The organism is Rothia sp. P5764, from assembly GCF_048512965.1.
GTDB lineage: Bacteria > Actinomycetota > Actinomycetes > Actinomycetales > Micrococcaceae > Rothia.
Genome location: NZ_JBLXXQ010000001.1, coordinates 296036 through 317522, shown reverse-complemented (window position 1 = coordinate 317522; position 21487 = coordinate 296036). Strand labels below are relative to the sequence as shown.

Here is a 21487-nt window from a genome sequence, read left to right as displayed (position 1 = left end):
CCTTTTGGTTAGGCCCTGGGGGAGTAGCTACCACTGATGATCTGGTAGCTACTCCCCTTTCTCTTTAACGAGGGGCATAACGCCGGTTGCTGCCTGCACAGCAGCCGAACGCTCTTGCTTCTTGGCGCTCCGGAGCTCTCTTGAATCCTTGGAGACTTCCGGAGTGGGGGTGGGGCTACCCTTAGCAACTGCTCCGATAGCGGATGCCCATAAGGGGAAGAGAAGAACTGTTAGGGCACCGCCGGTAACGAGCAGAGAAGCATTGTGCTCAGTGAGGAGGTTATGAGCTAGCGCTACCTCTGTGACCGCCACAATCATGGGCAGGCCAGCTGAGGCGTAGAGACCCAGTTGGAGTCGCTCCTGAGGAGTCTGCAAGCCTGAGCCGGTGTCTAAGAACCGTTCAGCTAGAACTACCGGTAGCCCGCGTACTAAGAGAATACCCAGGATTAAGGCTGCTAGGGTCAGGGGCTGTTCCCAGATAACTGAAACCGTGATTCCCATGCCGGAGCACACGAAGAAAAGGGGAATCAGGAAGGAAAAGCCCAGGGCCTCTAGGCGTTTGGAGAATGGTTCGAAGGCTCCATCTGGGGTCAGCGAGCGTAAGATAACACCTGCGGCGAAGGCTCCTAGCACCACATCGAGATTAAAGACAGCAGCTACCATCATCAAGGTAGCCAGCAACAACATGGCTAGGCGGAGCATGGTTTGGCTAGTGGTGTTAGCCTCGGCAGCCATGGTTCTGCTTAAGCCAGGAATTTTTTCAAAAAGACGATGAGGCAGAATTGCTGAGAACAGGGCAACAAGCATGAAGGCCACCAAAATCAGAGCAGCCAGCCAAGGAGAATGCGATGAAAGGAGCAAGGACATAGCAAAGATGGGCAGAACCTCACCGATAGCCCCGTGAACCATGACGCTTTCACCTACCGTAGTTCCCGTTTTGCCGTGGCTTTTCAGTAAGGGAAGGAGGGTGCCCAAGGCTGTGGAGCTCATGGCGATACCAATGACCGCATAGACCGACAGATCCCCTTTGAAACCGGTCAAAACCATGGCAAGAAGCGAGCCCAGAGTGAAGCTCACAGCCCATGCGCCCGCGGCAAATCCACCCTGTCGACCGCGTAGTGAGGCTGTGTTGACCTCATAACCGGCTAGCAGGAAGAGTAAACCCAGCCCTAGGTCCTTGAGGAGGGAAACCCCTTCGTCACCGCTGGCAAGCCCTAAGACATGAGGGCCGATCAGGGTGCCAAATATGATGAGGAAAACAACGTCTGGAATCTTTTTGCGGACCAGGTTGCTAGCTAGAGGAGCCAGGAGTGCTACCAGCGAGATCCAAAAAATGGAGATATATTCGCTGGTTGTTGAGGAACCAGCGGCAAGAAGAGTTGTCGTTTCGCTCGCTCCAAAGGGCATAGAACGTCCTCTCATATGTCGTTTGTAAAAGACTAGTGACCAGCGACTACCCTACCGCCTTATGAGTCGGTGTTAGGCTATCTCTGAGTAAATGTGAGGGAGGACTATGCCAGACCATTCCGGAGCGGGCAGAATTATTGGTATCGATCTGGCGCGCTGTATCGCCCTGATTAGCATGTTTGTTGCCCACACTGCCCCGACGGGTGGCCCCGCTGGGCTACTTAACCTCAGTGAGTTCCTGACTGCGCCCCTATTCGCTCTGCTTCTGGGGGCCTCAGCTTTTTACTCATCCCAGCGCATGGGTTTCCCAAGTCTCTTTGCTAGCTCTGTTGTCCGTGCAATTGCCCTGATTGCTCTGGGGCTCTATATCAGTAGCTGGGGGGCTCAGGTGGATATTGTGCTCCAGTACCTGGGCTTGCTCAGCCTCATCATGGCACCCCTGGTCTTTTTGCCGGCTTGGGCTTTGGGTGCCCTGGCGGTGGCCTGCTGGTGGTGGGCGGCCCCGGCTCGCACCTACTTTGCCGCAGATGCCGCTCAGGCTACCCTCAACGGTAGCTACACCGCCTACCTCTACGACTGGGCCTTTACCGGCCACAGCTACCAGGTGCTCACCCTGCTGACCTATGCCTGCCTGGGCGCTATCTTGGCCGCTGGCCTGGAAAGCTGGGGAGCTGTGGGAGATGCCGCAGTTGCGGTTGCCGGAACCGGTCTGACAGGCCTGCTGTTCTGGTACTCCCGAACTGCCGTTCCAGAATTCCTGCCCTACACCTCCAGCCGCCTAGAAATTGGGTTTAGCCTCAGTGCCTGTCTCGCGGTGGTGGGCTGGTCTTGTCTGCTGGCCCGAGTATTCAGCCAAGGTGAAGGGTTTCTGGCTCCCCTGGTGGCGGCCGGTCGTATGACCCTTTCTCTCTATGTTCTTCAGATCGCGGTTCTGGCTGCCTATTCGGTCTATGCCGTGGGCTACGGGCTACCAGCCCGTGCTGACTCCTGGCCCATGATGTTCGGCCTGATTGTTCTGGCTCTACTCTTCGCCTGGGCTTGGCAACGGTTCTTGGGGCACACCTTCTTGCGACGTGGCCCCCTCGAAACAGCTCTGGCCTGGGTATCGGGTCGCGGCTAGCGGCCCATGAACCAGAAGCTACGGTTTGGGCCGTACGGGGTTGGCCTTGAGCGCTACTGAGTCGATGAGTAGTAGAGTAGGGGCCAAGGCACTATGAAGTAAGGAATCATCACCCCTATGCCACAGCTAACTCGCACGGCTCCCTGGAAACAGGATCCCACAAAAGAGCAGAAACCCCGACATACCTGGCTTAGGGTTCTGATCGCCCTGACCCTCGCCCTGGTCTGGTTGGGGGTTGCCGGAGTGGGTGGCCCCTACTTCGGTAAAATTTCTGAGGTCTCCACTAACTCACAAACTGACTTCCTGCCTGCCTCGGCTGAATCAACCCGGGTCGTTCAAGAACAGGGCGACTTCTTGGGAACCGATGCCATTCCCGCAATTCTGGTATTTGAGGCCCAAGGCCAGCTGACCGACGCTCAGCGCACCTACCTGGAAGGTCTTACCGACCGGCTGGCCCAGAACGACACTTTCACCGGTGAGGCTTCACCCGTTATCTACTCAGAGGATGGACGGGCTGCCGAAATCATTCTGCCTATCAGCACCGAGGGTAAAACCGGTGACACTGTAGAAGCAATCCGGGAAGATATCAGCCAGGTCCCCGATGGACTGACCGGCTATGTGACCGGACCGGCTGGCTTTACCGCGGATCTGACGGAAGCCTTTGGCGGCATTGACGGCCTGCTTCTGATAGTGGCTTTGGTTGTTGTCTTTATTATTTTGTTGGTGGTTTACCGCTCACCACTACTACCCATTTTGGTGCTGACATCATCGGTGGTTGCGCTCTCGGGAGCTATCTTCGTGATTTGGCATATGGCTAATGCTGGTTGGGTCATGATTAACGGCCAGGTTCAGGGCATCTTGCTCATTCTTGTGGTGGGTGCGGCCACTGACTATTCCTTGCTCTATGTGGCCCGCTACCGTGAAGCCCTAACCCAGTACAGCTCCCGCTTCCAGGCCACTAACGTAGCCTGGAAAGGCTCCCTAGAACCAATCCTGGCTTCCGGTGGAACCGTGATCGCCGGTCTACTCTGTCTCTTACTTTCAGAACTTGCATCGAACAAGGCACTGGGCCCGGTAGCCGCAACCGGTATTGCGCTCGCTATGCTGGCGTCGCTGACCTTCCTGCCCGCCGTACTGGCTCTCTTTGGCCGTGTTGCCTTCTGGCCTGCCCGCCCCAAGTACGCAGGCCAGGTGCGCGAGGCCTCTACCGGGCTGTGGTCGCGCATCGCCTCCTTCGTAGCGGCTAAACCCCGTAAGGTTTGGTTGGCTACCGCACTTCTGCTGGCGGTCTTTGCGGGCTTCTCCACCACTTTCCAGGCAGAGGGCGTACGCCAGTCCGACCTGGTACTGGGTGCCTCCCAGGCTCGGGACGGCCAAAATGTGCTGGCTGAACACTTCCCAGGTGGCACTGGCTCCCCGGCCAACATTATCGTGCCCCTAGCGCAGAAAGATGCGGCTATTGCTGCTCTTGATCACCTTGAGGGTGTCAGCTCGGTTGCCGCTATTTCTGCTGATTCCCCGGCAGGAACCGTGCCGGTAGGGGCTTCTGCTGAGAGTCTGCCCCCCATCTTTGCTGCTGCCAGCCCCACCGAGGTAAAGGGCCGCGTGATGCTCCAAGCAACCCTTGCTGATCCGGCTGATTCCACGCAGGCAGAAGCAACCATTCTGGAGATTCGTCAAGCCTTTGAGAGCCAGGCTCCTGAGGCCCTAGTGGGCGGGGCTAGCGCATCGGATCTGGATACTATCACCAGTGCCCAGCATGACCGGGCACTGATTATCCCGGTGGTGCTGGCAGTTATTTCGCTGATTCTAATGCTGCTCCTGCGCTCGATTCTAGCTCCGCTCATTCTGGTGGCCGCCACGGTACTGTCCTACCTGACTGCGCTGGGCGTCTCAGCCCTGGTCTTTAACCATATTTTCAAGTTCCCCGGTGCAGACCCCACCGTGCCTCTCTTCGGGTTCGTATTCCTGGTGGCTCTGGGCATTGATTACACCATCTTCCTGATGACACGGGTACGCGAAGAAACCCTGCTCACGGATACCAGGCAAGGCTTGCGCACCGCCCTGGTTGCAACCGGCGGGGTGATTACCTCAGCGGGTATCGTACTGGCTGCGACCTTTGCTGCCCTGGGCGTTATCCCGCTCATCTTCCTGGCTCAGCTGGCCTTTATCGTTGCCTTTGGTGTGCTTTTGGACGCTACCGTTGTGCGGGCTCTGCTGATACCGGCCCTGGTAGAGGACTTCGGTAAGAAAATCTGGTGGCCCTCTAAACTCTCAGGCTAGGAAGGTAAACCCAAGGCGATAATCGTAATTACAAGAGCACTCCGGTGACCGGAGTGCTCTTGTAATTTTTTGCCCGCTGCCTTTGCAGTCCTTAGCTCCTAGAAGCTGGTAAAAATTTATCCTTGGTGGATAAAGGCCAGGTAGTTAGCTATGAAGGTATCTGCTTTCTGCTGTTGCTCCCAATCAAGAATCAGTTTGCCTTCTGCACGGGCCTCTCGCGGTATGCGGATACCGAGACCCTGGCTGTCCATCAGGTCAGCACCTACAAAGTTAATAAGATGCTCCAGGCTTTTGAGAGCAAATTTGCCGTAGCTGGAGTTGGCAACCGAGGCAATACCCACCTTCTTACCGGCTAGGACAGTGGGAGTTCCTGGGGCTTCAGCAGGATCGGGCCGTGAGGCCCAGTCGATCAGGTTTTTGAGGCGAGCGGGGTAAGCGCCGTTGTATTCGGGAGAGACAATAAGTAGCCCGTCTGCCTGCTTAATATCGGCGCGGAGCTGGGCAATAATAGCTCGGGTGGGGAACTCATCATTCTGACTGAGTAAGGGTATATGGGAGTAGTTGTAGACTTCTGCCTCAAGGCCCCTAGCCTGGGCGGTTTGAGCGAACTGCTCGGCGAGCTGGGTGTTGAAGGAACCTGTCCGGTCTGAGCCGGAGATGATAAGAATTTTTACTGACATGGTGCTACCCTTTCACACGAAGCCCAAAGCATTTACCCCTAGCTAACGTATTGTATCTATCAAGTAAATCTTGGTGGCCTTGTTGCTGCTGCCCCTAGACGTCTTGCTGCGGGACTACTCTTCGGTCAAGTCTACCCGGCAGCGCATCAGGGAAAAGTTCGAAAGGGAGTTTTTATGCTGGACAGGCAGAGATGCCCCTGGGCTCTCCAGAGCGAAATTGAGCGTGATTATCACGACAGGGTATGGGGCAGACCCCAACACAATGACAGGGCCCTCTTGGCCATGCTTAATCTGGAAGGGCAACAGGCAGGCCTCAGCTGGTATACCGTGCTTTCCAAAATAGAGTCACTCTACCGGGCCTATGCGGACTTTGACCCCGAAGTTTTAGTGACCTATGGGGACCAGCAGGTCGCTAGTCTCATGCAGACAGAGGGGATTATTAGGAATCAACTCAAAATAAGGTCGGTTCTGGCTAATGCACATGCTTATGTTGAGGTCTGCCATGAGTTTGGATCTTTTGATAATTACCTCTGGAGTTTTGTGAACTATCAGCCCATCATTAACTTCTGGAAGAGCTCAGAACAGGTACCGGCTCGAACCGACCTATCCGAGTCTATGAGTAAGGACCTCAAGGCTAGGGGTTTTAAGTTTGTGGGGCCCACAACTGTCTATGCCTTTATGCAGGCAACAGGTATGGTCAATGACCACCTGCTGACCTGCCCTATCAGGGAACAAACTTTAGGCACAAGAAAAGCCCCTGCTTCCTTGTTAAGAAACTGGGGCTAGCTGTCGGGATGACAGGATTTGAACCTGCGGCCTCGTCGTCCCGAACGACGCGCGCTACCAAGCTGCGCCACATCCCGATGTTGTTAGAACAACTGTTCAATCATAACTCCTGCCCCGGCCCACCGCAAACCGGTGTTCCGGGGCTAAGGCGGTATAGCGGCCTAGCGGGTGGCCTTTTCGAGCAGTTGAAGAATGTTCTGGTAGGTATGGCCGGTGGCCTCGGTCATGCCCTGCTCGCAGGTGCGGTTGGTGGAGGCGTAGGCCTCAAAGCTGCGGGAATTGACCTCAGCGGCTTCTGCGGCGGTGGCGCTGGCGGTCAGCTCGGGGTGGAGCATACCCCGGTCCCCAGCATAGGCGCAGCAACCCCAGGCCTGGGGCACTACAGCATCGGGTGAAATAGCCTGCGCCACTTGCACAAACTTACTGGCAATGCCCAGATGGGTCACGGAACAGGTGGGGTGCAGAGCAAGCGAGGCAATGGGGCCAGTGACGGTGAGCGCGGTGAGCAGGCGGTCAGCGGCAAACTCCACCGAGTCAATGAAGGTCAGCTGGGAGTAATCGCGCCCAGATGCTCCGGGGCCTGACGCGGCAGCTTTTTCTTTCATGACCTGGAGGCCCTCGGTACAGGAGGAAGCATCACAGACAATCGGGAGGCGCCCACCCTGGCTGGCCGCCCAAAGAATGTCGAGAACACGGTCGGCCATGTGCTGGTAGCCGTCGGTGTACCCCTTTGACTTCCACGGGGTTCCACAGCACAGGGACTTGATGCCCTCGGGCACGGTGAACTCTACACCGGCCCGCTGGCAGAGAGTTGTGAAAGCTTCGGTAGCGCTGGGAGCCGGTGCGCCGGTGGAATCTACACCGCCAAACATGGCACCCACGCAGGCGGGGAAGAAGACAATCTCGGCGCGGGGATTGGGCTGGGGTGCGCGAGACTTGCCGCCTGCGGGCAGGTCTTTCTTGTAGGAGGGGACCAGATCTGTACCCAGGAGTTTGCGCCCGATATCGGTGGCAGTTTTGGGCAGGGGGAAAGGCAGAGCCTTAGCGGTAGTCAGCGCGAGCCCGGCTGTTGAATCAACCGCCGCCCAGTTCTTGGCCGCCAGGTCCCACCCCTTAGCGGCAGCCTTGTTCTGCTGTTCGGAACGGAGTCTGCGCACCAGGTCGCCGGTATTGATCTGCACCGGGCAGCGGGTTAGGCACATACCATCTACCGCGCAGGTTTGCACACCGTGGTAGGTGTACTCGGTGGCAAGCTGGTCAGCCAAAGCGGTATTGCCCTCAGCCTGGGCTGCCTGAATTTCCCGGCGAATAACAATGCGCTGGCGTGGGGTCAGCGTCAGGTCCTTAGAGGGGCAGACCGGCTCGCAGTAGCCGCATTCGACACAGCGGTCCACTTCTTCTTCCACCGGTTCAGCGACCTTAAGGTTTTGGATGTAGCTGGCCGGGTCATCCGAGAGCACCACCCCGGGGTTGAAGACATTCTTGGGGTCAATCAGGGCTTTGAGCTCGCACATGATGCGGTAAAGCTCATCACCAAACTGGCGGCGCACATAGGGGGCCATAATACGGCCGGTGCCATGCTCAGCTTTCAGGGAGCCGTCCGCATCGAGAATGAGCTGCACCATGTCCTCGGTGAAGGCCTCATAGCGTTTGAGCAGCTTGGCATCGCGGAACTGCTCGTTGAGCATGAAGTGGATATTGCCGTCCTTGGCGTGTCCGAATATGACGGAGTCTTGGTAGCCGTGGGCATCGAAGAGTTCTGAGAGGCTCTGGCAGGTAGTTCCCAGTTTTTCAACGGGCACCACGACGTCTTCGAGCAGGGCGTTTGTGCCGCTGGGTCGGGCGCCTGCCACCGTGGTGTAGAGGCCACGGCGGGCTGCCCAGAGCTTGTTGCGCTCGGCGGCATCGGAGGTCATACGCACCGGCAGGACAGTCGGTAAACCGGCCAGCATGGGGGCCGCCTGATCTTGCTGGTGGGTGATTTCCTCGGCGCTATTGCCCGAGAACTCAACCAGGAGAGTCGCATGATCAATGACCTCAATAGCGGCTAGAGATTCGGGGACCTGCCCGGTGCGCTGGGCTACCCGAATAGAGGTCGCATCCAGCAGCTCGGCGGTTGCTGTGCCAGCTTCAACGAGCTGGGGGATAGCCTTGGTGGCATCAATAAGATTGCTGAAGGTGAGTAGGCCGGTTGTGACGTGGGAAAGTACCGGCAGGGTGCGGTAGGTGGCTGAGGCGACGAAACCCAGGGTACCCTCAGAACCGATCATCAGGTGTTCCAGAATCTTGACGGGTAGTTCGTAGTCCACAAAAGAGTTGAGCCCGTAGCCCATGGTGTTCTTCATGGAGAACTGCTGCTGAATTTTTGCCACCGAAGCTGGGTTATCCAGAATCTGGCGGCGCAGGCGGGTCAGACCCTCGTGCAGGGCGGGCTCCTGGGCGGCCAGTTGGGCATCGGCATCGGGCTCTGCGGTATCAATGACAGTGCCCGAGGGCAAGATAAAGACCATAGAGTCCAGGGTCTTGTAGGTGTTGAATTCCGTGCCCGATGACATACCAGATGAGTTGTTGGCAACCACACCACCGATGGTGCAGGCGCTGATGGAGGCCGGGTCGGGGCCCAGCTTGCGGCCGTAGGGTGCGAGGGCGGTATTGACTGCCTGCACTGTGGCGCCCGGCTGAACCCGAACGCGCTGACCGCCGTCGAGTACCTCGATGCCGCGGAAATGGCGGCGGGTATCTATGAGCAGGCCCTCGGTACCGGCCTGACCCGAGAGGGAGGTACCGCCAGAACGGAAGGTCAGTGGTAGGTTGTGCCGGTCAGCGGCCGCGAAAATCTTACCCATATCGGTGGCTGACTGCGGGCGGACTACCGCACCGGGCACCAGCAGGTAGTGGGAGGCATCGTGAGCCATAGCCAGCCGGTCGAGCGACGAATTGGAGAAGAAGTCGGAGTGGGTGATATCCCTTAGCTCAGCTGCGAAAGCGGCGATTGAATCTGTGGCAGATCGGGAGAGGGCTTGGCTTGCAGAAGCGACACTCATCGGTGATTTTCCTTGGCTGGGGCGGCGCAGACATTTGAAGAGCAGTGCTGGGCGCCGATGACCAGCCGTGCACATCCTCAATCTATCGGCCTGTGGTGTAGCCCGCAAACGATGGGTCTTGTCTGCTTGAAATAGAGCGGGGGTAAGAACTGCGCCAACAGTGCCTTGGGGCGGATAAGGGAAGGTTTCTCTTGCTTAACACAGCCTCAAAATCGCCTACTGGGTTGCGCTCTACTTAGGTTTCTTGGTCAATTCCTTGGTTCTGTTCCCAGGCTTCAACCATCCGAGCAAACCGCCCGCCGCGAGCTACCAGGGTGCTGGGGGAGCCGTCCTCAACCACCCGCCCGTCATCCATCACCAGGATCCGGTCGGCGGTGAGCACCGTGGAGAGCCGGTGGGCTATGACCAGGGAGGTGCGCCCCGCCAGCAGGGTACCAAGGCCGTGCTGAACCAGCCGCTCGGTGGGGATATCAAGGGAGGCTGTTGCCTCATCAAGAATGAGCACGGCGGGATCAGCCAGGAAGGCGCGGGCAAATGAAATGAGCTGGCCTTGCCCGGCGGAGACACGACCACCGCGCTTGGCCAGGTGGGTGTTAAAACCCTGGGGTAGGGCGGTGATGAAATCGTAGGCCCCCACCCTACGGGCGGCCTCATGAACCTGCTCGTCGGTGGCCTGCGGGTTGCCCAGCCGAATGTTATCGGCAACGGTGCCCTCAAACAGGTAGGCCTCCTGGGTCACCATCACAACCTCGCGGCGGAGCTGATGGTCGCTGAGCTCTCGCAGGTCTAGGCCGTCCAAGCGGATAGAGCCCTGGGTGACGTCGTAAAAGCGAGCTACCAGCTTTGCCAGGGTAGATTTACCGGCGCCGGTCGCTCCTACCAGCGCAAGGTGCTGGCCCGCAGCTACCTCTAGGTTAAGTCGGTGGAGAGCAGGTCTGCCGGGTAGGTACTCAAATTCGGCCTCATCAAAGACCAAATACCCCTGGGCCGGCCTGCTTCTTTGAGCCGGGTGCTCGGGTTCGGCAACATCAGGTTCTTCCGCCAGAAAGCCGGACACCTTTTCAAGGGCAGAAACTGCCGACTGGAAGAGGTTGTAGAAATCAGAGAGCATAAAGATCGGTTCAAAGACCCGGTTGGCATAGATCACTAGAGCCAGGAGTGTGCCGGCCTGCATGGAGCCGCCCAAAATGGAGTAGCCACCAATCACCAGGACCGTGGCAACAAAGGTATTGCCCAGAGCCTGCAGGGTGGGCATGTAGATGCCGTGGAGCTTAACGGACTGCATAACCCGCATCCGGTACTCTTCGGCGGCCTGCCCATACTGTTCGCGGGCGGTCGCCTCTGCCCGGAAGGCTTTGACTGCGCGGATGCCGGTAAAGGTTTCCGAAAAACGGCTAATGATTCGCGCTGATGCCACACGCTGGGCCCGGTAGGCCAGAGTCGAATTGCGGCGGAACCAGAGGGTAAGTAGGGCAACCGGAAGGCCGATACAGGCCAGGGCCACACCGGCCCGCCAGTCCATCAGGCAGAGCGCTAATACCGTGAACACAATACTGAGGAGCATGGAGGCAAGTTCCGAGAGCCCAGAATCCAAGAACTGCCGGAGCGTGTCGAGGTCACTGGTCAGGCGGGAGATAACTCGCCCGGAGGTGTAGGTTTCGTGAAAGCTCACCGAGAGTTTCTGCGAGTGCGCAAACATGCGTTGCCGCAGTTCAAAGAGCGCGTTCTGCGAGATTTTATAGGTCAGCAGAATGTTGGTGTAAAGGCAGATACCCGAGATAAGACCGGCTCCCGCGTAGAGCAGGACGACCCGGGTAGCTGGCCCCGGATCCCCACCCCTGAGCGGTTCTATGGTGGTGTTAATTGCCTGTGAGATGAGCCAGGGCATGGCCGTGTTGAGCCCCATGGCGATGACCACCAGTATCAGGGTTAACAGCAGGTGGCCGCGCACGGGTCTTAGGATTTCTACCAGCAGGTTCAGGGAACGGCGGCGTACCAGGCCTGCTTCTTCTGCGCTGAGTTCTACCCGGTCTTCGCGGGGCAGTACAGGGTTCATGCCAGGCCCTCCTGTGCTGGGGCTTCGGGTGCCATGAGTTCCCGGTAGTCAGCTCGGGCCAGTAGCTCGGTGTGACTTCCTACTGCGGCAACCTGCCCGTCCTGGAGTAGCACTACCCGGTCGGCCAGCGCCACCGTTGAGGGCCGGTGCGCGGTGAGCAGGGTGGTGGTTTTGGTGAGCTCTTGTTTGAGCTGGTCAATAACGCGTTCTTCGGTGGTGACATCGAGTGCCGAGAGCGGATCATCGAGCAGGAGCACCGCTGGATTGGTCGCAATAGCGCGGGCAAGGGAGAGCCGCTGACGTTGACCGCCCGAAAGACTCATCCCCTCTTCACCGATCACCGTTTCTGCCCCCTCCGGCAGGTGGGCAACAAAATCTGCGGCAGCAACCTTAAGGGCATTCTCTAGCCGTCGGGTCAGTTCTGCCTCGGTGAGGCCCTGGTCTTGAACCCCCAGGAGGACGTTCTCACGGACGCTGGTGGAAAAGAGAACGGGTTCCTCAAAAGCGATAGCTACGGAGGAACGAAGCTCCGGCAGGGGGAGGGAAGCAATATCGTGACCGTCCAGGTAAAGGGCCCCGGAATTGGGTTGGTACAACCGCTGGACCAAGTGTAAGACGGTCGATTTACCGGAGCCGGTGGAACCGACCAGGGCAATAATCTCGCCGGGGCCAATATCCAGGCTGAAGCCCCTTAGGACCGGGCGCTCAGCCGGGCCGTAGCTAAAGTCCACCCGGTCAAACCTAAGGGCTGCGGCCTGAGTTGTTGAGGGGCTAAGGGGTGAGCCAGTCACAAGTTCCACCTCTTCACCGGGTGCACCGACCATGACAGCGCGGTGGCGGTCCATGGAAACCTTGGCAGCCAGGTACATGGAAAGCAGCATACCGCTGCGCTCCACCTGCCCCGTCAGCATGGCTACCGTAGCAAAATACCCTGTTAGCCTACCAACACTCAATGAGCCTGCCGCGACAAGCTGAAGACCAACAATCAAAGCAAGCGCCAGTGATAGGCCGCTGGTCATAGCTGTTTGCATACGCATGGCTCCCGTAGCCCGACCGCGCCGGATTTCAAGGTCTTTGAGTTCTGCAGAGCTGGTCGCAAAGCCAGCTAAGGCATGATCGCCCCTTCCTAAGGCTTTGAGCACACGAATACCCTGCACAGATTCTTCAACAGAGGTTGCTAGGTCACCTGCCTTCTCCTGGGAAGCACGGGTGAGCTGGCGGAAAGTACGTACGAACCGCCAGATAAAGAAAACAGTAACTGGAAGACTGGCTAGGAAAATGAGGGCTAGCTGCCAGGAACCGACAAACATATAGAGCGTTCCCACCAGTACCTGGATAGCGGTGGTGATGAGCTGAATCAGGCCGAAGGCCGTCCAGCGACGCACCGTGCCCAAATCGGACATGGTACGGGTCAGTAGCTGGCCCGATGGCCAGCGGTCGTGGAAAGTAACGGGTGAACGCAAGAGCCGGTCAAAGATTCTGACCCGCATGGTATTCTCCACCTCCGAAGCCGGCTCAACGACCAGCTGGCGGCGTAAGAGGAAAAGCCCCGACTGGAGCAGACCTAAGGCTAAGACTATGCCACCACCGACCCAGATAGCCTGTACGGTGGGCTGATCGGTGAGGAGCGAATCAACAATCCACCCCAAGACCTGCGGTATCGAGATTGCCACAATAGCACTGGTGATAGCCACCAGCAGACCGGCAAACCAGCGCCCCCGGATAGGGCCTGAGTAACGCCAGAGTGTAAGGTCGTGTTCGTTTGTGTCAACAAAAGGCGCTGGCTCAGGTGTGGGTAGAGGCTTAACCCGCAAGAGGCGCAATGACATGTTTACCTTTTCTTCCGGTCTGTGGGTGAGGAAGAGAACCGTTAGTGTGCGTGCTTAGGGAGTGGTCAAAGTGACCAGTACGGCCTCCGGCGGGCAGAAGAGCCGCACCTGGGCAAACCGGGAGGTGCCCAGTCCGGCAGAAACCTGTACCGGAATATTACCTTGCAGGGAGACTCCCTTGGCGCGTTCCGGGGGCAGGTCGCAGTTAGAAACCAGTGCCCGGCCACCGGGTAGGCAGACCTGCCCGCCGTGGGTGTGTCCGGCAAAAATTGCTTGGGCGCCGTCCGCTACAAAACGATTGAGGGTACGCAGGTAGGGGGCGTGACAGATACCAAGGCGCAGGCTTGGTGCCGGTTGCCGCTCAAAGGCGGTGGGGGAGAACCCGGGGTGCCGGTCATAGTCCAGGTGAGGGTCATCGACCCCGGAGAACTCCAAGCGCAGACCCTTGAGAGTGAGCGTGTCATAGCGGTTAATGAGCCCCAGCCAGCCGCGAGCATCGAAAGCATCGTGCATGTCCTGGGTCGGTAGGGGTGCGCGGGTTTCTTGGCTGGCTTCGTCCCCGGTGTTCTTTTTCCACAGGTAGCGGGCCGGGTTTTTGGCGACCGGCGCGAAATAGCAGTTGGAGCCGGGAACGTAGACTCCGGGGAAGTCCAGGAGTGGGTCCAGCGCATCGAGCAGGGCGGGTAGCCCACTGATATGGGAGAGGTTATCCCCGGTATTAATAACCAGGTCCGGTTTCAGCTCGGCCAGCGAATGCATGAAATCCCGCTTAGGCCGCTGGCCGGGAATCATGTGCATATCCGAAATGTGCAGAACCTTAAAGTCGGGGCTACCGGCGGGAAGTACCGGTAGAGTCTCGGTGCGAATCGTGAAGTTATTGAGCTCAATAAAGTGGGCATAAGCGGCCGTGGCGGCCCCAGCTAGAGCACCTGCGCCAAGAACCGCTGCTGCGGATCGTGCCAGAGTGCCAGCCGAAGCCGCCACATGAGCAGAATTCAGAGAATTCACATCATTCCTTACTGGTTGGTGCCAAGCACCTTAGCCGAAGGTGTAGTGAAAGCGTCAGTCTTGTAGTTCTTAGCTACAGCGCGCATATAGCGTTGCCACTGAGCACCGGCGTAGGTGGCGCCGTCCACGTAGCTAAGTCGCTGCCCGTTGATGGATAGGCCGTTGAGGGAGCGGGAACCCTTATCGACGTTACCTACCCAGGAGGCGGTGGCAATGCCACGGGTGTAACCAATCATCCAGGTCTGGGTGGAGTCGTTGGTGGTACCGGTCTTAGCTGCAGAGGCACCGGCTAGCCCGATGCCGCGCTGGTAGCCGGAGCCACTGACTAGCACCTGTTCAAGGACGTAGTTAACGCCATTGGCAACGTCTTCATCGAGTACACGCTCACAGGTAGATTTATAGCCTTTGACCTCTTTGCCGTTCTTGGAGACCTTGGTGAGGGAGCGGGGCTCACAGTAGGTGCCACCGCTGGCAAAGGTAGCGTAGGCCGAAGCCATGGTGAGGGGCGTAGTACCCTTTTCCCAGCCACCTAGCATGTAGGAAGGACGGGAGATCTCGTAGGGGGCCTCGCCGGCCCCGTCGGTGATGCGTAGCTTGGCCCGCAGGTCGTTAATGGCGCAGGCATCGGTAGTCGATACCATTTTGGCAGTGAAGGAGTTAATAGAGTTCTTAATGCCGTAGGCCACTGTGTTCCAGGTTCGTAGGCCCCCTTCTGCGTTGCTGAAGGAGAAACCCTCGGCATCCTCAGAAATAATGTACCCGTTGGGCTGGCAGGAGGCCGGCCAGCGGAAGGACTTGGGGTAGTTCAGGGAGGTGCCGTCAATGGTGGCGTTAACGCCCTTACCGTCCTTGATCCACTGGGCCAGAATCACGGGTTTGAAGGTTGAACCGGGCTGGAAACCTGCAGTACCGCCGTGGGCAATATCAACGTTGAAGTTGTAGAAGTTGTCCTCGAAATTGGTTTCGACGGAGTCACCGTAGCCGGAGTTCTGCGCCATAGCAAGAACCTTTCCGCTACCGGGCTCTACAGAAACCAGAGCCGCTGATACCTTATCGGGGTTGTTGGTGGAAGGTTGGGTAGCTTCTACCTGGGCCTTGGCTTCCTTCTGGGCCTTAACGTCAACGGTGGTAATGATCTTGTAACCGCCCCGGTAGAGGGCATTCTTACGGTCATCTTCGGTTGCGCCGTAGGTTTCATCATTCAAGAAATCCGTAACAGCGTAAACACAGAAATGGGCGAAATCTCCAGCCGTAGAACAGCCTGAGGGGGTGGTGTGAATATCGAGGTTGACGTCCTCGTTGAGCGCCTCAGAGTATTCATCCTCAGTGATTTTGCCGTCACGGAGCATGGTGCCCAGTACGATGTCCCGACGCTTTTTGGCAAGTTCGGGATTCTTATCGGGGCGGTACATGTTGGGAGAGACCACCATACCGGCAAGAATGGCTGACTGGGAGATATCCAGCTCAGAGGCCGAAATACCCCAGTAGTAGTAGGCGGCGGCTTCCACGCCGTAGTTAGAGCCACCCAGGTTAATGATGTTCAGGTACCCTTCAAGGATCTGGTCCTTGCTCAGGTTCTGTTCCATGGAAATGGCCAGCTTCATTTCCTTGATTTTGTCTAGGTAGTCCTTGTTGGCACCCAGAGTTCCCGCTTCTTCCCCAGACTGCTCGGCAGCATCAATCAGCAGGTTATTGACGTACTGCTGGGTCAGGGTAGATGCACCCTGGCGGTTACCGGGGTTAATCACGTTGTTAACTACAGCGCGTGCAATACCAAGGGGTGAGACAGCCCCGTGCTCGTAGAACTTACGGTCCTCTGAGGAAAGAATGGCATCTTTCATATGCTGTGAAATTTTATCCAGAGAAACCTCTGTGCGGTTCTGAGCATAGTAAGAAGCAAGTTCGGTCTTGCCATCGCTTGCGTAAATAACAGAGGGCTTCGAGAGCGGCCCGTTGCTCATGCTGACAGGCAGAGCCTTAAACCAGTTCATGGATGCGTTGATAGTTGCGCTCATCGCGGTAGTTGGTGGTATCAGAATCAGAGCAACTACGAAGCCGGAGATAATGCTCAGTGCAATAAACTGAATGAAATCGCCCGGAGTGCGGCGCCGTGTACGAACGTTCTTAGAGGAAGCCATTTAACCAGTTTATCGGCTCCCCGGCCAAAGCGCACCACAGGGCCGGGGGACTAGCCCGGAAAAGTCCCTCAAAATCTACCGGCTTGCCTCCGTGTGGAGCTCCCTTTTAGCACCCCACAAGACACTGTCCCGGCTCCACTCTGTAGTGCACAGTAGGCACACCGAAGGCTTTGGCTGTTTCAAAACCTACTCTTGAGGCCCGGCCTCTTCGTCTTTTAGGCCCGGGTGGTCTAGGCTTGGTGCTATGGAAAAATGGGAATACGCAACAGTGCCCCTGATGATTCACGCAACCAAGCAGATCCTCGATAACTGGGGTGAAGACGGCTGGGAGCTTGTGGCAGTTCTGCCCGGTGCCGCGCCCAGCGGTGCAACCCCGGCAGGGAACATGGTTGCCCCCACTCAGGGCAATCCGATCGCCTACTTTAAGCGCAAGAAGGCAACTAACTAAACATCGCACCAGAACCGGGTTCGGGCCATAAGGCCTGTAGCCCGGTTTTATGCCCCCCGGACACCCTGTGAGAAAGGGCTTACCGTGTCAAAGATTGAAGACCGCATTAAAGAGCTTGGTTTTGAGCTCCCCGAACTGGCAGCTCCCGTGGCCGCTTACGTTCCCGCTGTAACCAGTGGCAACTATGTTTACACATCGGGCCAGCTTCCCTTCGTGCAAGGCCAGCTTCCGGCTACTGGCAAGGTAGCCGATAAGGGTCAGGAAGGGTTCGTTGACCCTGAGACCGCCCAGAAACTTGCTAGCCTCTCTGCACTCAACGCTTTGGCCGCAGTGAAGTCTGTGATCGGTGACCTTGACCGCGTGACCCGGGTGGTGAAGGTCCTTGGTTTCGTCTCTTCTGACCCCTCTTTCACCGCTCAGCCTGCTGTCATCAACGGCGCTTCTCTGCTGCTAGGCGACATATTCGGTGATGCCGGTGTGCACGCCCGTTCAGCTGTCGGCGTGCCAGTACTCCCGCTCGATTCACCGGTTGAAGTCGAAATTATCGTGGAATATGCCTAACCAGTCCATGTACACAGGTGCCCTTAAGCAGGTAGCCCCTTCCTCCGCCTCGCGCCCCTACTCCGCGGGAACTGGGGCCGTCCCGCGCGTGCCGGTAGTTAAAACCCACCCGATTCCTCCCAATCAGCAGGACTGCGCCCGCGCCTGGCTTGATCAGGGTGCCTGTGACCAAGCCCCGGCTAAACCTGCCGCCGCAGTGGTCTTTGTGCGAGATGGTGCCAACGGCGTGGAAACCTTTATGACCTACCGGGTTAAATCCCCCATGGGTAGGGTAGCTTTCCCCGGCGGTCTGGGGGTTCGTCAAGACTACGCTCCCCTAGGCTGGGTTGGGCCCGGTGGCGAATACTGGGCTAAGAGTTTTGCCCAGGAAGACCTGGGAGCTACAAGCGCTGTTGTAGTGACCGCTATCCGTGAACTTTTTGAAGAGACCGGTGTTCTGCTGGCCGGTGATAATGAGCTGTCCACTATCGAACTGACCAGCGGCCACGAATGCATGACTTCACGTCAGTCGGTAGCCCAGCAGGAGAAAATTTTCGCGGACTACCTTGAACGCAGGGGCCTAAAAATTAGGGCTGACCTGCTCAAACCTCTGGCCCGCTGGCAGTCCCCGGGTTTCTTTCACAAACGCTATGACGTGCACTATTTCACCTGCGCTGTCCCCGTAGGGCAGAGCCCCTCTCTCCTTGCTGGAAAGGGCATTTGGGGGCGCTGGGTGAGTGCTCGCGACCTGACCGCGGCTCCCTCAAGTACTGCCCTGGGTGATGAAATCGGTCAGCCGGACACCGTGGGGGTACCCTTCCAGGAGCTTGTTACCCCGGGCGTTATGTACCTGCTTGAACAGCTCGCGGGGGCTTCTGGTGCGGTGGCTTTTCTCTCAAAACGCCGCCAGGTTAGCCTCTATCTACCCGAGGTTAAACGGGACGTCACAGGTACCTGCTACCTGTCAGTAGAGGAAAAGAAAGTTTAGTTTTTTATGACTAGCTTTATTCAGGCAAAACAAGAGCAGAATGTGCTCTACTAAGAAGTCCCTGGCTTTTATCAAAGAACTTTAAAGCGCTGGGGTGTTTACTGTTCTGACTGTGTGCTTTATGGCCAGAAATTTTCTACACATAGGGCTATCTGCGGGTGTTCAGGTCGGGGGCGCATTTGAAGAAGTCTTTATAGTCCTTTGACTGTGCTAGGTCCCAGCTCTTGTTCTCCTCAAGAGCTAAGGCCTAGAAACGAAAACCGGGTGAGACAGTAACTGTCTCACCCGGTTTTTATGTTTCTACCCCTCCTTGAGGGGAGCTTGCCTTAGCGTGAACGCTGGCGCAGGCGCTGCAGGTCAAGAATGACCACTGCGCGAGCTTCCAGACGGATCCAGCCACGGGAAACGAATTCAGCCAGAGCCTTGTTAACGGTCTCGCGGGAAGCACCAACCAGCTGAGCCAGCTCTTCCTGAGTCAGTTCGTGGGCAACCAGAACACCGTCGGTTGCGGGGCGACCAAAGCGGTCAGCCAGATCCAGCAGAGCCTTAGCAACGCGACCGGGAACATCGGAGAAGACCAGGTCAGCCAGGTTTTCGTTGGTGCGGCGCAGGCGGCGGGCCAGTGCCTGAAGAACCTGAGCGGAGATATTCGGTGACTTCTCCATAGCCTTACGCAGGGACTCATGCTTGACACCTGCCAGGCGAGTCTCGGAAACAGCGGTTGCGCTGGTAGAACGGGGTGAAGGGTCAAACAGGGCCATCTCACCGAAGATTTCTCCGGGACCCATGATAGCTACCAGGTTTTCACGACCATCAGAGGCGGTGCGGCCCAGCTTCATCTTGCCTGAGATAACGAAGTAGAGCTGGTCCCCCTGATCGCCTTCGTAGAAGAGGGTGGCACCGCGGGAAAGGTCTACCTCGGTGATGTCTTCGGTGAGAGCGGCGAATGCCTCATCGTCGAGAGAAGCGAAGAGTGGCGCGCGGCGTAGTACTTCAATATCCATGGTTCTTTTGTTACTCCTAGGGGGATGATTGGTTAGTTTAAGCGCGAACCCTGTTCCTGAGGGCTACGGACTACCTAAGCATAGTCTTTGCCTAGTTCATCACACAGCACTTTTAACTGTGACTTATTCAACTACTTTAGAGCCTACATGATATTCGTGGCTTTGGACACCCATTAAGATTGCTGTTCCGAGCAGTACCAGAGTTTTTTTAACCGTCCTTTCCCGCTATTTTCAGGTTGAGCCGGTAGGCTGTGAAACCCTTACGGGTAGCCGTGCAGATTACCTGGTTAAATACTTGAGTCTGCCTCCCTCTTTCTTAAGGAGATATATGACCATCCTTGACTGGGTAATTCTTGCCATTATCGGCATCTACTTTCTTGCCGGTTTACGCCAAGGACTTTTTGTTACTCTGGGGACCTTCGTCGGCTTTATCGCCGGTGCCCTAGCTGCCCTCTACGCAACCCCGTGGGCTATCAACCAGGTGAGTTCTCACTGGTATCTGTTAGTGGGGCTGGGCACTGCCTTAGGATGTTTGATTCTTGGCCAAACCCTTGGGATGACCGTAGGCAACCTGATTCGCCGCGCCAGCGATAAGACACCCTTGCGCGGTTTGGAGCGCCTTGCAGGTGGCCTGCTCAACATCTTTTTGAGCGCTCTGGTCATCGTTACCCTTGTTCTGGTGGTCCGACCGCTCGGTATTCCCACCGTTACCGCCCTGACCTCTGAATCTAAGGTGGTTAGCTGGCTGCTCCAGGTAACACCGCCTGCCGCCCAGGAAAAGGTGACAGAGATTAAGGGTCAACTCGTCCAGGCCGCCGGCCTTCCTGAGGTATCGCATCTTCTCTACCCCGAGCAGGAAGCCCCCAGCGACCCGCTGGAAACAGATGCACTTGAAACTGCTAGCCAGTCGGTTGTGCAGGTGGTGGGTTCCGCAAACGCCTGCAACTACGTATCAGAAGGCTCAGGCTTTGCGGTGGACGGTGGGCTGGTGGTAACAAACGCCCACGTTGTTGCCGGTGTCAGTACCCCCTCCCTACTGGGCCGTAACGGGCAGGCAGCTACCGGCCAGGTGGTTTACTTCGATGCAGAGCAGGATGTTGCTATTATCAGTGCCCCTGACTTGGCTCTTGCCCCCCTGCCTATCCAAGGTGCTGAGGTGGCCGCAGGAACCACCGTTGCCTTTATGGGTTACCCCGGCGGAGGGCCTTTTGCCAGCCGTTCAGCAACCGTCCAGGGCCTAGGCTATACGCAGACCATTAATGCAAGTACAGGCCAAACGAATCCCTCCCGCTTGGTCTACCAGATAGCGGCCCATGTCCAGCAGGGGAACTCTGGTGGGCCGGTGCTCACCGAAGATGGTCAGGTCATGGCCATGATTTTTGCTAAATCCACCCAGGGCCAGACCGGTTACGCTATTCCTTCATCGATTCTGCTGGAGGCGCTCAGCCAGGTGCACTCTGGCTCTCTTGCGGTCGCAACCGGCCAGTGTGCCGTCTAGGTAGGCTAGCCTGTGCCAGAAGCGGGTAAGAGGTAGCGCCCAGGGCCTATGAGGCTACTTCCTCAACTGCCGTTCTAAAAAGGTCAAGGCCAGTTCGTAGCCCTGGGCACCGGCACCGGTAATTACAGCGGTTGCTTGCGGAGAAACAAAAGAACGGTGGCGGAAAGGCTCTCGCTTATGCACATTGGACAGGTGAACCTCCACCACCGGTAGCTCAGCGGCCTCCAAGGCATCGTGCAGGGCAAGAGAGGTGTGGGTGTAGGCTGCCGGGTTAATGATGATCCCGGCTGCTTGGGTGCCTGCTGCCTGGATAGCGTCCACCAGGTCGCCCTCATGGTTGGACTGCATAAAGCTCAGCTCAAAACCCAGCTCCGCAGCCTGCTGGCGCAAGGTGGCCTCAATATCCGCCAGGGTGGTGTGCCCGTAGACCTCGGGCTTACGCGCTCCCAAGAGGTTGAGGTTGGGTCCGTTGATAACGGAAATGAGCTTGGATGCAGTCTGTCTATGTGCCATAGGTTCTAGTTTTTCACATAAAAGGGCCCGCCCCCTGTTTATCTGCTCGGTTGCAGGTAAACAAGAGGCGGACCTAGAGTAAATATTTTTTCTGGGTTTCACCGGGCTACGGTAGTCGCCCCAGCCATGGGCCTTGGAAACAGGC

16 protein-coding genes and 1 tRNA gene are annotated in these 21487 nt (G+C 57.4%); 7 read left to right on the top strand and 10 right to left on the bottom strand.

The features are described 5' to 3' along the window. Positions 1-48 precede the first annotated feature (48 nt). Positions 49-1407, bottom strand: coding sequence for a cation:proton antiporter (locus ACN08Y_RS01465; RefSeq protein WP_419111636.1), 1359 nt, complete (start codon positions 1405-1407; stop codon positions 49-51). A 106-nt stretch (positions 1408-1513) separates the two neighbouring features. Here ACN08Y_RS01465 and ACN08Y_RS01460 point away from each other — a divergent pair, with 106 nt between their 5' ends. Continuing rightward, a complete protein-coding gene (locus ACN08Y_RS01460; protein WP_419111635.1) occupies positions 1514-2527 on the top strand; it encodes a hypothetical protein in 1014 nt (337 codons plus the stop codon). A 117-nt stretch (positions 2528-2644) separates the two neighbouring features. After that, positions 2645-4810, top strand: a complete 2166-nt coding sequence (locus tag ACN08Y_RS01455; RefSeq protein WP_419111634.1) for an MMPL family transporter — start codon at positions 2645-2647, stop codon at positions 4808-4810. Positions 4811-4926: 116 nt separating this feature from the next. Here ACN08Y_RS01455 and ACN08Y_RS01450 read toward each other — a convergent pair whose 3' ends face one another. Continuing rightward, the gene (locus ACN08Y_RS01450) at positions 4927-5490 is read right to left on the bottom strand and encodes an NADPH-dependent FMN reductase (RefSeq protein WP_419110850.1); all 564 of its coding nucleotides are present in this window, start codon (positions 5488-5490) and stop codon (positions 4927-4929) included. Between the two features lie 174 nt (positions 5491-5664). On the opposite strand from ACN08Y_RS01450, the gene ACN08Y_RS01445 reads away from it, so the two are divergent. Beyond that, a complete protein-coding gene (locus ACN08Y_RS01445; protein WP_419110849.1) occupies positions 5665-6276 on the top strand; it encodes a DNA-3-methyladenine glycosylase I in 612 nt (203 codons plus the stop codon). Between the two features lie 3 nt (positions 6277-6279). On the opposite strand, the gene ACN08Y_RS01440 is transcribed toward ACN08Y_RS01445, so the two are convergent. The 6 genes from ACN08Y_RS01440 to ACN08Y_RS01415 form a co-directional block, all read right to left on the bottom strand. After that, positions 6280-6353 (bottom strand) — tRNA-Pro (locus ACN08Y_RS01440). 84 nt (positions 6354-6437) lie between these two features. Beyond that, a complete protein-coding gene (locus ACN08Y_RS01435; protein ID WP_419111633.1) occupies positions 6438-9320 on the bottom strand; it encodes an FAD-binding and (Fe-S)-binding domain-containing protein in 2883 nt (960 codons plus the stop codon). 235 nt (positions 9321-9555) lie between these two features. Further along, positions 9556-11376, bottom strand: coding sequence for an ABC transporter ATP-binding protein (locus ACN08Y_RS01430; RefSeq protein ID WP_419111632.1), 1821 nt, complete (start codon positions 11374-11376; stop codon positions 9556-9558). After that, entirely contained in the window at positions 11373-13205 is a 1833-nt protein-coding gene (locus ACN08Y_RS01425; protein WP_419111631.1) for an ABC transporter ATP-binding protein, read from the bottom strand. Before ACN08Y_RS01425 ends, ACN08Y_RS01430 begins: the two co-directional genes overlap by 4 nt. A 54-nt stretch (positions 13206-13259) precedes the next feature. After that, positions 13260-14189, bottom strand: a complete 930-nt coding sequence (locus ACN08Y_RS01420) for a metallophosphoesterase (RefSeq protein ID WP_419111860.1) — start codon at positions 14187-14189, stop codon at positions 13260-13262. A 32-nt stretch (positions 14190-14221) separates the two neighbouring features. Next, positions 14222-16351: a transglycosylase domain-containing protein gene (locus ACN08Y_RS01415; protein ID WP_419111630.1), complete on the bottom strand. Its 2130-nt coding sequence runs from the start codon at positions 16349-16351 to the stop codon at positions 14222-14224. A 244-nt stretch (positions 16352-16595) separates the two neighbouring features. On the opposite strand from ACN08Y_RS01415, the gene ACN08Y_RS01410 reads away from it, so the two are divergent. From ACN08Y_RS01410 to ACN08Y_RS01400, 3 genes are all read left to right on the top strand, one after another. Further along, positions 16596-16799 (top strand): hypothetical protein, encoded by a 204-nt coding sequence (locus ACN08Y_RS01410; protein WP_419099159.1) that lies wholly within the window; start codon positions 16596-16598, stop codon positions 16797-16799. Positions 16800-16883: 84 nt separating this feature from the next. Further along, positions 16884-17360: a RidA family protein gene (locus ACN08Y_RS01405; RefSeq protein WP_419104768.1), complete on the top strand. Its 477-nt coding sequence runs from the start codon at positions 16884-16886 to the stop codon at positions 17358-17360. Continuing rightward, a complete protein-coding gene (locus ACN08Y_RS01400; RefSeq protein ID WP_419111629.1) occupies positions 17353-18327 on the top strand; it encodes an NUDIX hydrolase in 975 nt (324 codons plus the stop codon). Before ACN08Y_RS01405 ends, ACN08Y_RS01400 begins: the two co-directional genes overlap by 8 nt. Before the next feature lie 326 nt (positions 18328-18653). Here ACN08Y_RS01400 and ACN08Y_RS01395 read toward each other — a convergent pair whose 3' ends face one another. Continuing rightward, the gene (locus ACN08Y_RS01395) at positions 18654-19331 is read right to left on the bottom strand and encodes a Crp/Fnr family transcriptional regulator (protein WP_083091991.1); all 678 of its coding nucleotides are present in this window, start codon (positions 19329-19331) and stop codon (positions 18654-18656) included. 328 nt (positions 19332-19659) lie between these two features. On the opposite strand from ACN08Y_RS01395, the gene ACN08Y_RS01390 reads away from it, so the two are divergent. After that, complete coding sequence (locus tag ACN08Y_RS01390) at positions 19660-20829, top strand: MarP family serine protease (protein WP_419104766.1); 1170 nt, start codon at positions 19660-19662, stop codon at positions 20827-20829. Positions 20830-20883: 54 nt separating this feature from the next. On the opposite strand, the gene aroQ is transcribed toward ACN08Y_RS01390, so the two are convergent. After that, positions 20884-21342, bottom strand: a complete 459-nt coding sequence (gene aroQ, locus ACN08Y_RS01385; RefSeq protein WP_419110842.1) for a type II 3-dehydroquinate dehydratase — start codon at positions 21340-21342, stop codon at positions 20884-20886. Positions 21343-21487: the final 145 nt, after the last annotated feature.

What these genes read in the sequence shown, in the direction of transcription:
- ACN08Y_RS01450 (WP_419110850.1), bottom strand. Translation starts at nt 5,490, where the DNA reads ATGTCAGTAAAAATTCTTATCATCTCCGGCTCAGACCGGACAGGTTCC.
- ACN08Y_RS01445 (WP_419110849.1), top strand. Translation starts at nt 5,665, where the DNA reads ATGCTGGACAGGCAGAGATGCCCCTGGGCTCTCCAGAGCGAAATTGAG.
- ACN08Y_RS01460 (WP_419111635.1), top strand. Translation starts at nt 1,514, where the DNA reads ATGCCAGACCATTCCGGAGCGGGCAGAATTATTGGTATCGATCTGGCG.
- ACN08Y_RS01465 (WP_419111636.1), bottom strand. Translation starts at nt 1,407, where the DNA reads ATGCCCTTTGGAGCGAGCGAAACGACAACTCTTCTTGCCGCTGGTTCC.
- ACN08Y_RS01455 (WP_419111634.1), top strand. Translation starts at nt 2,645, where the DNA reads ATGCCACAGCTAACTCGCACGGCTCCCTGGAAACAGGATCCCACAAAA.
- ACN08Y_RS01410 (WP_419099159.1), top strand. Translation starts at nt 16,596, where the DNA reads ATGGAAAAATGGGAATACGCAACAGTGCCCCTGATGATTCACGCAACC.
- ACN08Y_RS01430 (WP_419111632.1), bottom strand. Translation starts at nt 11,376, where the DNA reads ATGAACCCTGTACTGCCCCGCGAAGACCGGGTAGAACTCAGCGCAGAA.
- ACN08Y_RS01395 (WP_083091991.1), bottom strand. Translation starts at nt 19,331, where the DNA reads ATGGATATTGAAGTACTACGCCGCGCGCCACTCTTCGCTTCTCTCGAC.
- ACN08Y_RS01400 (WP_419111629.1), top strand. Translation starts at nt 17,353, where the DNA reads ATGCCTAACCAGTCCATGTACACAGGTGCCCTTAAGCAGGTAGCCCCT.
- ACN08Y_RS01435 (WP_419111633.1), bottom strand. Translation starts at nt 9,320, where the DNA reads ATGAGTGTCGCTTCTGCAAGCCAAGCCCTCTCCCGATCTGCCACAGAT.
- ACN08Y_RS01415 (WP_419111630.1), bottom strand. Translation starts at nt 16,351, where the DNA reads ATGGCTTCCTCTAAGAACGTTCGTACACGGCGCCGCACTCCGGGCGAT.
- ACN08Y_RS01390 (WP_419104766.1), top strand. Translation starts at nt 19,660, where the DNA reads ATGACCATCCTTGACTGGGTAATTCTTGCCATTATCGGCATCTACTTT.
- ACN08Y_RS01425 (WP_419111631.1), bottom strand. Translation starts at nt 13,205, where the DNA reads ATGTCATTGCGCCTCTTGCGGGTTAAGCCTCTACCCACACCTGAGCCA.
- aroQ (WP_419110842.1), bottom strand. Translation starts at nt 21,342, where the DNA reads ATGGCACATAGACAGACTGCATCCAAGCTCATTTCCGTTATCAACGGA.